At 61.4% G+C, this 11776-nt stretch carries 12 protein-coding genes; 3 read left to right on the top strand and 9 right to left on the bottom strand.

All coding sequences use genetic code 11. From position 1 onward, the window contains the following. Nucleotides 1-102 precede the first annotated feature (102 nt). From BHD06_RS06815 to lpdA, 3 genes are all read left to right on the top strand, one after another. Nucleotides 103-675: a hypothetical protein gene (locus BHD06_RS06815; protein ID WP_139784653.1), complete on the top strand. Its 573-nt coding sequence runs from the start codon at nt 103-105 to the stop codon at nt 673-675. Then, nucleotides 672-1067 (top strand): MAPEG family protein, encoded by a 396-nt coding sequence (locus BHD06_RS06810; protein WP_080456232.1) that lies wholly within the window; start codon nt 672-674, stop codon nt 1065-1067. Before BHD06_RS06815 ends, BHD06_RS06810 begins: the two co-directional genes overlap by 4 nt. 135 nt (nt 1068-1202) lie before the next feature. Next, on the top strand, nt 1203-2591 hold the full coding sequence (gene lpdA, locus BHD06_RS06805) for a dihydrolipoyl dehydrogenase (protein ID WP_080456231.1): 1389 nt from the start codon (nt 1203-1205) through the stop codon (nt 2589-2591). 35 nt (nt 2592-2626) lie between these two features. On the opposite strand, the gene ccoS is transcribed toward lpdA, so the two are convergent. From ccoS to ccoN, 9 genes are all read right to left on the bottom strand, one after another. Further along, nucleotides 2627-2785 (bottom strand): cbb3-type cytochrome oxidase assembly protein CcoS, encoded by a 159-nt coding sequence (gene ccoS / locus BHD06_RS06800; RefSeq protein WP_080456230.1) that lies wholly within the window; start codon nt 2783-2785, stop codon nt 2627-2629. A 3-nt stretch (nt 2786-2788) separates the two neighbouring features. Then, complete coding sequence (locus BHD06_RS06795; RefSeq protein WP_080456229.1) at nt 2789-4972, bottom strand: heavy metal translocating P-type ATPase; 2184 nt, start codon at nt 4970-4972, stop codon at nt 2789-2791. A 3-nt stretch (nt 4973-4975) separates the two neighbouring features. After that, nucleotides 4976-5431, bottom strand: coding sequence for a FixH family protein (locus BHD06_RS06790; protein WP_176214298.1), 456 nt, complete (start codon nt 5429-5431; stop codon nt 4976-4978). Continuing rightward, nucleotides 5431-6867 carry a cytochrome c oxidase accessory protein CcoG gene (gene ccoG / locus BHD06_RS06785; protein WP_080456227.1) on the bottom strand — a complete coding sequence of 479 codons (1437 nt, stop codon included), beginning with the start codon at nt 6865-6867 and terminating at the stop codon, nt 5431-5433. The genes BHD06_RS06790 and ccoG overlap by 1 nt, the downstream gene beginning before the upstream one ends. A gap of 96 nt (nt 6868-6963) precedes the next feature. Next, entirely contained in the window at nt 6964-7851 is an 888-nt protein-coding gene (locus BHD06_RS06780) for a LysR family transcriptional regulator (RefSeq protein ID WP_080456226.1), read from the bottom strand. A gap of 436 nt (nt 7852-8287) precedes the next feature. Continuing rightward, nucleotides 8288-9151 (bottom strand): cytochrome-c oxidase, cbb3-type subunit III, encoded by an 864-nt coding sequence (gene ccoP, locus BHD06_RS06775; protein WP_080456225.1) that lies wholly within the window; start codon nt 9149-9151, stop codon nt 8288-8290. Nucleotides 9152-9154: 3 nt separating this feature from the next. After that, nucleotides 9155-9349: a cbb3-type cytochrome c oxidase subunit 3 gene (locus BHD06_RS06770; protein ID WP_080456224.1), complete on the bottom strand. Its 195-nt coding sequence runs from the start codon at nt 9347-9349 to the stop codon at nt 9155-9157. A 12-nt stretch (nt 9350-9361) separates the two neighbouring features. Then, nucleotides 9362-10087, bottom strand: a complete 726-nt coding sequence (gene ccoO, locus BHD06_RS06765) for a cytochrome-c oxidase, cbb3-type subunit II (protein WP_080456223.1) — start codon at nt 10085-10087, stop codon at nt 9362-9364. A gap of 14 nt (nt 10088-10101) precedes the next feature. After that, nucleotides 10102-11706, bottom strand: coding sequence for a cytochrome-c oxidase, cbb3-type subunit I (gene ccoN, locus BHD06_RS06760; RefSeq protein WP_080456222.1), 1605 nt, complete (start codon nt 11704-11706; stop codon nt 10102-10104). Nucleotides 11707-11776: the final 70 nt, after the last annotated feature.

Raw genomic sequence — 11776 nt, 5'->3', positions numbered from 1 at the left:
CGGGAATGGTGGGTTTCACCCACCCTACGCCACCGCACGTAGGGTGGGTGCCAACCCACTAGCTCCATCGCCCAAGGCGCTCAATATTAATGGAATTGTGAATTGCTACAAAGTGCCGCCCAAATAGCTAGCTCGCTACCCAATGCGTTTGCGGCGTTAGCAGTTGGTACTTTGTCATCCGCAGGTATCTACCCATTGTCAATTTTGTTTAGAACAGAATACGGCGGCTCTTACAGTTTTTCCAAATTCATGCTCGAAAACGTGGCGCCTGAAAGGCATGCAATTCATTCGCTATTTGTGGGTTTCACGGCCCTATTTCTTGTTTACGCGTTGGGCCTGATGGCGGTTCTGATCGGTGACGCCATGAGGAAAGCAACGGTTGGAGGCCAAAATCCAAACAGAGCAAAAGTTTTAGTGCTGATGGAGAATGCTTTCGTGGAAAGGCTTTATTTTGAAGTAAAGAGTTTATCGTCAATATGTGATGGCTTGGGCATGGGGCTCTTTGCGTTCTTGGTTGGCAACGGCATTTCTTTTTTAGCTCATGGCGAATGGATTGCTACAATTGCTTTAGTTTGTTCCGGCTTTGGCATCTGCTATTTCTTTTTCCATTTGTCCAAGATCGCACGGTTGGACTTCGACGACACAATTGATCAAATCGCTAGAGCATCAAAATGACCCCCGAACTCACCGCCCTCACCCTCGCCGCGCTCCTGCAGGCCATCCAATTCCTGCTCTACGCGGTCCCGGCCAATCTCGAGCTTGGCCCCGGCTACACCATGTCCGCCCGCGACCGCGAGCCATCGAAACAGATGTCCGACGGCACCGCCCGTCTGGGCCGGGCGCTGAGCAATCATTTCGAGGGGCTGATCCTCTTCACCATCGCCTGCGTCACCGTCACGCTCTCCGATCAGTCCACCCCATTCACCGCCGCCTGCGCGTATACCTACCTTGCAGCCCGCGTGGCCTATATCCCGGCCTATTACCTCGGCCTGCGCCCGTGGCGCTCGCTGATCTGGGCCGTGGGCTTCCTCGCCACCCTGCTCATGCTCTTGGCGGCGCTCCTCTGATGCTTCATCTTGCCCAAAATATTCCGGGGGAGTCGCGCCGCGCGCGACGGGGGCAGCGCCCCCAAACCCCACCGACGCGATACCGACAGAATACCGACGCGATACCTGCGCGCAAAACCGAAAGGACTCTGACCCATGGCATCCTATGACGTGATCATCATCGGCTCCGGCCCCGGCGGCTATGTCTGCGCCATCCGCTGCGCCCAGCTGGGCCTGAAAACCGCCGTGGTCGAGGGCCGCGAAACCTTGGGCGGCACCTGCCTCAATGTCGGCTGCATCCCCTCCAAGGCGCTGCTGCATGCGAGCCACATGCTGCACGAGGCCGAACATAACTTTGCCAAGATGGGTCTCAAGGGCAAGTCGCCTTCGGTCGACTGGAAACAGATGCTCGCCTACAAGGATGACGTCATCGGCCAAAACACCAAGGGCATCGAATTTCTGTTCAAGAAGAACAAGATAGACTGGCTCAAGGGCTGGGGCTCAATCCCCGAAGTGGGCAAGGTCAAGGTCGGCGACGAAACCCATGAGGCCAAGAATATCATCATCGCCTCGGGCTCCGAATCCTCCAGCCTCCCGGGTGTCGAGATCGACGAAAAGGTGGTCGTCACCTCCACCGGCGCGCTGGAATTGCCCAAGGTCCCCAAGACCATGGTGGTGATCGGCGCAGGCGTCATCGGGCTTGAAATGGGCTCGGTCTATGCCCGTCTGGGCTCGGAGGTGACGGTGGTCGAGTATCTCGACGCGATCACCCCCGGCATGGATGGCGAGGTGCAAAAGAGCTTCCAGAGAACCCTGAAAAAACAGGGCATTAAATTCGTCATGGGCGCCGCAGTCCAATCGGTCGAGGCGCTCAAGACCAAGGCCAAGGTTAACTACAAACTGCGCAAGGACGATAGCGAACACCAGCTTGACGCCGATGTGGTCCTCGTCGCCACCGGCCGCAAACCCTATGTCGATGGCCTCGGCCTCGACAGCCTGGGCGTCGAAATGACAGAGCGCGGTCAGATCAAGACCGACGATCACTGGCAGACCAATATCAAGGGCGTCTACGCCATCGGCGACGCCATCGAAGGGCCAATGTTGGCCCACAAGGCCGAGGATGAAGGCATGGCCGTCGCCTGCGTGCTGGCGGGCCAGCATGGCCATGTGAACTACAACGTCATTCCCGGTGTGATCTACACCCACCCCGAGGTCGCCAATGTGGGCCAGACCGAAGAAAACCTGAAAGATCAAGGGCGTGCCTACAAGGTCGGGAAGTTCTCCTTCATGGGCAATGGCCGCGCCAAGGCGAATTTCGCAGGCGACGGTTTCGTCAAGATCCTTGCCGACAAGGAAACCGACCGCATCCTCGGCGCGCATATCATCGGGCCGATGGCCGGCGATCTGATCCACGAGATCTGCGTCGCGATGGAGTTCGGCGCAAGCGCCGAGGATCTGGCCCTGACCTGCCACGCGCACCCGACCTATTCCGAGGCCGTGCGCGAGGCCGCACTTGCCTGCGGTGACGGGCCGATCCACAGCTGACACGGCGCGGCGGGGCCCTCCCCCGCCGCTACCCGTCAGGGCTTTGGCCTGTCGTCGTAATCGTCGCTCAGGATGCGCCGCGCGTCGCCCTCGGGATCGTCATACTGGTTACTGCGCACCGTGTAGACAAAGGCCACAAGGCCAATGCCCCCCAGAATGAGCGAGATCGGGATCAGGTAGGTGAGGATATTCATCGCTTACCTCAGTCGCAGGGCGTTCAGGGACACCGTAATCGAACTGAGCGACATGGCCAAGGCCGCGATCAGCGGCGTCGCCAGCCCCGCCATCGCCAACGGCACCGCGACGATGTTGTAGACCGTGGCGATGCGGAAATTCTCGGCAATGCGGCGAGTGGCGGATTTTGCCGTCTCGCAGGCCGCCCCGATTGGCGAGAGATCATTGCCCAGAAGCACGATATCCGATGCCACCCGCGCAGCATCGAGCGCCGAGGCGGGCGAGATAGACACATGGGCAGCGGCCAATGCCGCCGTGTCGTTGAGCCCGTCGCCCACCATCAGCACATGCGCCCCCTTGGCGCGCAGCGCCTCGATACGGGCGGATTTATCCGCCGGGAGCGCCTCGGCCACCCACTGCGGAATACCCAGACGTTGCGCCAGCGCCTCCACCGCCGGGGTGGTGTCGCCCGACATCAGGATTACCCGCTTACCCTGATCGACGAGCGCCTGTACCGCCTCTTCCGCGCCGGGGCGCAGGGCGTCGGTGAAGGTGAGCGCCAGCGGGTCCGCCGCGCCGATTTTCAGATAGGTCGCGGTTTGCGCCAGCCCTTCGGCCCCGGTCCAGCTTGCGCGGCCAAGCCGCACCTGCTCGCCTGCAATCATCCCCTTGGTGCCATAGCCCGGCACCTCGGTCACCTCTGCCACCTCCCCTGCCGCATAGCCCGCGTCGCGCGCCGATTTGGTGATCGCCTGCGCCAGCGGATGCGAGGAACCCTGTGCCAGCGCAAGCGCCGTCTCCACCGCCGCGCGTGGCAAGGCGTCGAGATTGGTCAGGTGCGGCGTGCCGGTGGTGAGCGTGCCGGTCTTATCGAAGACGACAGTATCGACCTGCGCCAGCCGCTCCAGCGCGGTTTCATGCTTGATCAGCATCCCCCGCCTGAATAGCCGCCCCGAGGCCGCCGTGGTCACAGCAGGTACCGCGAGGCCGAGCGCACAGGGGCAGGTGATGATCAGCACGGCGGCAGCGATATTGAGCGCCGTGCGCATATCCCATGTGTAGAGATACCAACCGGCGAAGGCGAGCGCCGACAGGATATGCACCCCCGGCGCATAGAGCTTGGCCGCGCGGTCGGCAAGAGATGTGTAGCGCGAGCGCCCCGATTCCGCGATGGCCACCAGATCAGCCATCCGATGCAGCGAGGTTTCCGCCCCCACGGCACTGGCGCGGATGATCAGCGGACCGGTGAGATTGACCTCACCCGCGCTGACCGCCTGCCCCTCACCTGCAAAGACCGGCAGCGTCTCGCCGGTCAGCAGCGAGCGGTCGATCTCCGACGTGCCGCTGACGATCTCGCCATCCACGGGCATCCGCCCGCCGGGCCGCACGAGGATCAGATCGCCCACCGCCAGGTCGGCCACGTTCACCACCTGTTCGACGCCGTCCCTGACACGCGTCGCGCGCGGCACTTCCAGCGCGGTCAATTCCTCGGCGGCGGAGCGCGCAATGGCACGGGTGCGATGATCCAGATAGCGCCCGGCGAGCAGGAAGAACGTCAGCGCAAGCGCCGCGTCGAAATAGGCATGCTCGCCCGACAGCATCGTCTCCCACAGCGAGGTAACGATAGCCAGAACGATGGCCAGAACGATCGGCACATCCATGTTTAGCCGCGCGTTGCGCAGCGCGGCCCAGGCGTTGCGAAAGAACGGCACGCCGGAAAAGGCAATCGCGGGCAGCGTGATCGCCGCCGAAATCCAGTGGAACATGTCGCGCGTCGCGTCCTCGGCCCCAGACCAGACCGAGACCGACAAGAGCATGACATTCATGCTGGCAAAGCCCGCCACCGCCAGCCGCATCAACAGGTCGCGCCCCGCGCGGTCGGTCGCGGTGGCATTGAGCGTGCCCGCATCAAGCTCATGCGCCTCGTATCCCAACCCCTCGACAAGGGCGCGCATCTCGGCTGCCGTCACCTCGGGGGCGGCGTCGATGCTGGCACGCTTGAGCGTGAGGTTGACCCGCGCCGAATTAACCTGCGGATGATCGTTCAGCGCCCGCTCGATCTTGGAAATGCAGGCCGAGCAATGGATCGTCGGCAGCGACAGGGCGATCTGCGCATTGGGTAACTCGCGCACCGCCAATGCCTCTGCCGCCGGCGCGGCGGAGCAGGCCGGACAGGCCGACGGCGTGGGGCGCATTGTAACGGTCATACCCTAGTCCTTGTGCAGAACGACCCGCTGCTGAAAGAGCGTGCCAGCCTCGTCCCACGCCTTCATGCGGATATTCCAGTTGCCATCACCGAGCGTCACGGGGGCGACATAGGCGCTGCCGTCAAAGCGGAATTCGGGGGTCTGGTCGTCCTGAACATGCGTGGCGCGGCCCACCGTCGCCTCCAGCCGGGCGACCTCGACGGGCGCGCCCTCAGCATCGGTGATCCCCAGGGTCAGAACGCCGCCCTGATGATCCGCCGTCACGTCCCAGCCCAGCCCCTCCTGCGCGGCCTTGCGATCGTTGAACTCCTGACTGGCGACATAGGAATTCTTGACCTCCAGACCCGGAAAGGTGCGCACCGCCGAAAAGGCCAGTACCAGATTGACCCCGATGATGATCGCAAAGGCAGTGGCAAAGCCGATGAACACATGCTTGCCGGTGATCTGACGCTCGGTCATCAGTTGTCCTTCCCGTTGAAGACCGTGTCTTTGTAGGCGCGCTCGCCGTTCAGCGTGTCCTCGATCCAGAGCCGCACATCGGTGCGCTCATCCCGCGCCGCCTCCGCCCCGGGGGGCGCGATCAGGTAAACCCGTTGCAGGCGCATCTCGTCGGCGGGCACGGTGATGGAGCTGTAGGGCGTGCCTTCGAGTTGCAACCGGACCGCCGGATCGCCTGTCACCGCAAGGTTGAAGCGTCGCGCCTCATGATGCTTGTTGCGAAGGCGCACCTCATAGGTGTTACGGATCGAGCCGTCGGACAGGGTGACAAAGGTCGGATTGCGCACGGGCGCGACGGTCATGTCGATATCCGAGCGGATGAACAGCGCGACCACAAGGCCGACCCCCACCAGCGACCACAACGCAGTATACAATATCGTGCGCGGACGGAAAATGTGCTTCCAGATCGGCTTGGGTGCCTTGCCCCCACGTTCGTTCACCTCGTCGGTAAAGGCCATGTAGTCGATCAGCCCGCGCGGCTTGCCGATCTTTTCCATGATGTCGTCGCAGGCGTCGATGCAGAGCGCACAGGTGATGCATTCCAGCTGTTGCCCGTCGCGGATGTCGATCCCCACCGGGCAGACATTGACGCAGGCCATGCAGTCGATGCAATCGCCTTGCTCGGCCCCCTGCTTGACCGCCTCGGAATTCTTGCGCGGCTCGCCCCGCCATTCGCGGTAGCCCACAGTCAGCGTGTCCTCATCCATCATCGCGGCCTGAATGCGCGGCCAGGGGCAGGCATAGATGCAGATCTGTTCACGCGCGAAACCGCCAAAGAAGAACGTGGTGCCAGTCAGGACGGCAATCGTCGTATAGGCGATCGGATGCGCGTTCAGGGTGAAGAGATCGACCAGCAGCGTCGGTGCATCGGTAAAGTAGAATACCCACGCCCCGCCGGTGGCCGCCGCGATCAACAGCCACGTGATCCACTTGGTCAGCCGCAGCCGCACCTTGCGCACATCCAGTTTCTTCTGCCGATGCAGGCGCAGCCGGGCGTTGCGGTCACCCTCGATCCAACGTTCCACGAGGATGAAAAGATCGGTCCAGACGGTTTGCGGGCAGGCATAGCCGCACCACACCCGGCCAAGCGCCGAGGTGAAGAGAAACAGCCCCAGCCCGGCCATCACCAAAAGGCCGGCCACGAAATAGAATTCATGTGGCCAGATTTCGATCCAGAAAAAGAAGAACCGCCGCTCCGCCAGATCGAGCAACACCGCCTGGTCCGGCAGGCTTGGCCCGCGATCCCAGCGAATCCAGGGCGTTACATAGTAAATGCCAAGGGCGACAATCATGATCACCCATTTCAGGTTACGAAACTTGCCGTAAACCTTCTTGGGAAAGACCGGCTCGCGCGCGGCATAGAGGGATTGGGGGGTGTCTGGCTGGGAATCGGCCACGAAGGTACTCCGATATCTTGCATTTGTTGATCGTCTTTTGACAGGGCTCAGGATCAAGAGCTTTGACCTGCATCAAATTCTGACTCCAGAATCGACCTATTCACATGAGACCGTCTGCCGCGCCTGCCGCCGTAACCACGTCACGAAGGCTTTGGCCGGGGCGCGCAAGACACCGGGGCGTGTGACGATATAGTATCCGGTTTCGTCCGGGTCCTCAAACAAAAGCACCAACCGCCCCGCCGCGATATCATGCTTGACCCATTCGCGGACCGTCAGGGCCACCCCCTGACCATTGCGAAGCCCATCCAGCAAAAGATTGACGGGCACCTGGACAAGCCCCGCGGCGCGCGCCTCGGTCACCCCGCGTTGGCGCAACCAATCGCTTGATTCAGTGGTTCCGGTTTCCTGGAGCCACGGCAGACGCACAAGATCGGCCGGGCTGGTGATCTGCATGCCCGCTACCAGTTTGGGGGCTGCGACAGCCACTAGCGGTGAGCAAAACAACAGCTCGGCCTCTAGTCCCGGCCAATGCCCCGCGCCATAGCGCAGGGCAACGTCAATTCCGCCCGGCTCCAGCGTGACCACCTTGGGTGTGGCGTCAATCATGATGTCGATCTGCGGATGTGCCTCGCGAAAGGCGCTCAGGCAGGGCATCAGCCATTGCGCAGCAAAGCCCGGCGTCGTCGAGACCTGCAAGGGGCGGTCGGCATCCGCCCCGGTCAGCGTATCGACAGCCCGCGCAATGGCCCCAAATCCCAGCGAAAGCGCGTCCGCCAAATCGCGCCCCTCGGCGGTCAGCCGCAATTGCCGCCCCGTCCGGTCCACCAGCGCCACGCCCAGATGCGATTCGAGCTGCTTGACCTGTTGGCTGACGGCAGCGTGACTGACATTCAGCCGTGCGCCCGCTGCCGCCGTGCCGCCGGTCTCGGCCAAGGCCGCGAAGGCGCGCAGCGCGGTCAGAGGAGGAAGAGTTTGCCAATCCATGATGTTAGTATATCTAACAAGTCGAAATATTTCCAGAGTCGCGTGAAACGACCTTTTGCACCATATTAAGCGCAGAACGACAGCACAGGAAAGGCTCACGCAATGCTTGGAATATTCGCCAATACTTTCAGAACCGCAACCCGCCTCGAGCATGGCCCCGAGACCCGTCAGCGTCATCACGGCCGCGCCCACTGGCCCCCCGCAGAACGTTTCGACGCACGCAGCGGCGCAGATCTTGAGGCGCATCTTGTGGCACGGCGGCGGTATTGAACCCGACACGACCCCGACACAACAAAGGCCCCGTCAGGGGCCCAAGCTTGACAAATCGTCATGTTCATCAATGTAATCGGCACCGGCCCTTCCTGGAAACGCGCGAACAGGACGGAAAGACCGGTGCCATCCCCCGGGCCTTGCGGCCCGGGGTATTCTTTTCGGGTTACTCGCCCCCGCCCAACTGGTGGACATAGAGCGCGACGGCGCGAATTTCGGCCTCGCTCAGTTCGGCCCCGCCCATGGGTGGCATGACGCCGTAGCGCGCGTTGACGACAGTGTGTTTCACCGTCTCGTAATCCCCGCCATAGAGCCAGATCGCATCCGAAAGGTTAGGCGCGCCCTGATAGATATCGCCCTGCGCCTGCTCGCCGTGACAGGCAGCGCAGTTATCCATGAACACCGTCTCGCCTGCCGCCACGAGGCTGGCATCCTGCGGGTCGCCCGAGAGCGACATCACGTAGTTGACGACTTCCTCGATCTGCGCGGGCTCGAGGATATCGCCAAAGGCAGGCATCTCGGAATAGCGCGCATCGGCGTCTTCCTCGTTTCGGATACCATGCGCCACGGTGTAGTGGATATCCTCGATCGTCCCGCCCCAGAGCCAGGCGTCGTCCTGCAGGTTGGGATAACCTTTGGCCCCCGCAGCCCCCGACCCGTGGCACTGCGCGCACCAGGTCTTGTAGACCGCCGCCCCGGCAGAGGTCGCATAGCCCTGCAACTCGGCATCATCGGCGATCGCGGTCAGGTCAGCAGAGGCCAGCCGCGCGTTGATCTCGGCATTGGCGGCCTCAGCCTCGGCCAGTTCTACGGCGATATTGGCGCGTGTCGACCAACCCTTGTAGCCCGCTGTCGCCTCGTTGATCAGCGGCCAGGCCGGATAGGCGATCACGTACCATAGCGCCCAGACGATACAGGCGTAGAAAGTCCACAGCCACCAGCGCGGCAACGGGTTGTTGTATTCCTGGATACCGTCCCACTCGTGGCCGGTGGTATCCGGGTCCTGTTTCTTGATTGGTTTCTTGGCCATGTCTTACGCCTCCTTGGCGTCGGCATCATCGTCGCGTGCCGGTTTGTCTTCGTGCCGGAAGGGGATGGTCGACGGGTTTTCATAGGTCTTGCTGGCTCCGGGTCGAAAGACCCAGATCACCACCCCGATGAAGAACGCGAAGAGCAGCAGCAACATCCAGCTATCGGCGAATTGACGCAGCAGCGAATAGGTTTCCATCTCCTGTCCTCCTTACCGGCTTGCCACGGGCGTGAAGGTCGAGAAATCAACCAGCGTGCCCAGCATCTGCAGATAGGCGATCAGCGCATCGGCCTCGGAAATCCCCGGCTGGCCGTCGAAATTGCGCACCTGCGCGTTAGGATAGCGGGCGAGCAGACCGTCGATGTCGCCGAACGGATCGACCTGCACGTTGAAATCGGCCTTGGCGTTCTCGATCATCTCGTCAGTGTAAGGCACCCCGACGAGGCGATGCGTGCCCAGCAGGTCCTCGATATGCTCGGAGTCGATCATGCGGTTTTCAAGGAAGCCGTATTTCGGCATCACCGATTCAGGCACCACGGATTGCGGGTTGCGCAGGTGATCGACGTGCCATTCGTCCGAATAACGCCCCCCCACGCGGGCCAGGTCCGGCCCGGTGCGTTTTGACCCCCACTGGAATGGGTGGTCGTATTTCGACTCCGCCGCCAAGGAGTAATGCCCGTACCGCTCCACCTCGTCGCGCATCGGGCGGATCATCTGGCTATGGCAGACATAGCAGCCCTCGCGCACATAGATGTCGCGCCCGGTCAGTTCCAGCGGGGAATAGGGGCGCATGCCCTCGACATCCTCGATGGTGTTTTCAAGCCAGAACAGCGGGGCGATCTGAACAATCCCCCCGATGCTGACCACGAGGAAGGCAAACACCGCCAAAAGCGTGATGTTCTTTTCCAGGACTGCGTGTTTATCAAGAATTCCCATCTTTCCGGCCCTCCTTATTCAGCCGGAACTGTGGAGTTCGTGGCCTCAACGGCCGGCGAACGTTTCACAGTCATCCAGAGATTATAGCACATGATAATCGCACCAGAGAGGAACATGACCCCACCCAGACCGCGCACCACATACATCGGTAGCTTGGCCGCCACAGTGTCCGCGAACGAGTTCACAAGGAAACCGTTGGCATCGACTTCGCGCCACATCAGGCCTTCCATAATCCCCGTCACCCACATCGAGGCGGCGTAGAGAATGATGCCGATCGTCGCGAGCCAGAAATGCCAGCTGACAAGGCTGAGCGAATAAAGCCGTTCACGGTTCCACAGTTTCGGCACCAGAAAGTAGAGCGCGCCGAATGTGATCATCCCGTTCCAGCCAAGTGCACCCGAGTGCACGTGCCCGATGGTCCAGTCGGTATAATGCGACAGCGAGTTCACCGCGCGGATCGACATCATCGGCCCTTCAAAGGTCGACATGCCGTAGAACCCGACCGAGATCACCATCATCCGGATGATCGGATCGGTGCGCAGCTTGTCCCAAGCGCCAGAGAGCGTCATCAGACCGTTGATCATCCCGCCCCAGGACGGCATCCACAGCACGATCGAGAACGCCATGCCAAGGGTCGAGGCCCAATCCGGCAGCGCGGTGTAATGCAGGTGGTGCGGACCGGCCCAGATATAGATGAAGATCAGCGCCCAGAAGTGGATGATCGACAGCTTGTAGGAATAGACCGGGCGTTCGGCCTGTTTCGGCACAAAATAGTACATCATCCCGAGGAAACCTGCGGTCAGGAAAAAGCCCACGGCGTTGTGGCCGTACCACCATTGGGTCATCGCATCCTGCACCCCCGAAAAAAGCGAGACCGATTTGGAGCCGAAAACCGACACTGGGATGCTCAGGTTGTTAACCACATGGAGCATCGCGACCGTGATAATGAAAGATAGATAGAACCAGTTGGCCACATAGATGTGCGGCTCTTTGCGCTTGACGATAGTGCCCAGAAAAACCGCAAGATAGGCAAGCCAGACAACGGTCAGCCACCAATCGGTGTACCATTCGGGCTCGGCATATTCACGCGACTGACTGGCACCCAACAGGTATCCGGTAGCCGCCAAAACGATGAATAATTGATATCCCCAGAACACGAACCACGCCAGATTGCCGCCCCAGAGCCGCGCTGCACTGGTGCGTTGGACGACATAAAAAGAGGTGGCAATCAACGCGTTCCCGCCAAAGGCGAAAATCACGGCACTTGTGTGCAGCGGCCGCAAGCGCCCGAAATTGGCAAATCCCTGGGCCCACTCGAAGTTGAGCCCCGGAAAGGCCAGCTGAAAAGCGATAAATGTCCCCGCCAGAAAGCCGACAACGCCCCAAAGGGCGGTGGCAACAACCCCGGCCCTGACGACGCCATCCATGTATTCCCCCGACAGATCGACCTCTCGTGTCGGTTCATCGGTTTGGCGCAGCGTCCACAGAAAAAGGCCTGCGGCCACAAGTGCCACTGTCAGCGCGTTGACCAGATAGGCCAGATCGCGCGCGTAATTGGCCGCGATCAGCGCGAATAGCGTGATCAGACCAAGCACGATCAGCTTGATATAGTTCGTCATGTTGCGTCCCTTCGTCTCTTTCCGCACGAGTCGCTGCCCCGCACGGGCGCGTTTAGACTGTGCCCCGTAT

Origin of the sequence: Roseovarius sp. A-2, assembly GCF_002072155.1 — a bacterium.
Lineage (GTDB): Bacteria > Pseudomonadota > Alphaproteobacteria > Rhodobacterales > Rhodobacteraceae > Roseovarius.
Note: the sequence above shows the minus strand (reverse complement) of the source record. Positions and strands in the feature narration are given on the sequence as shown.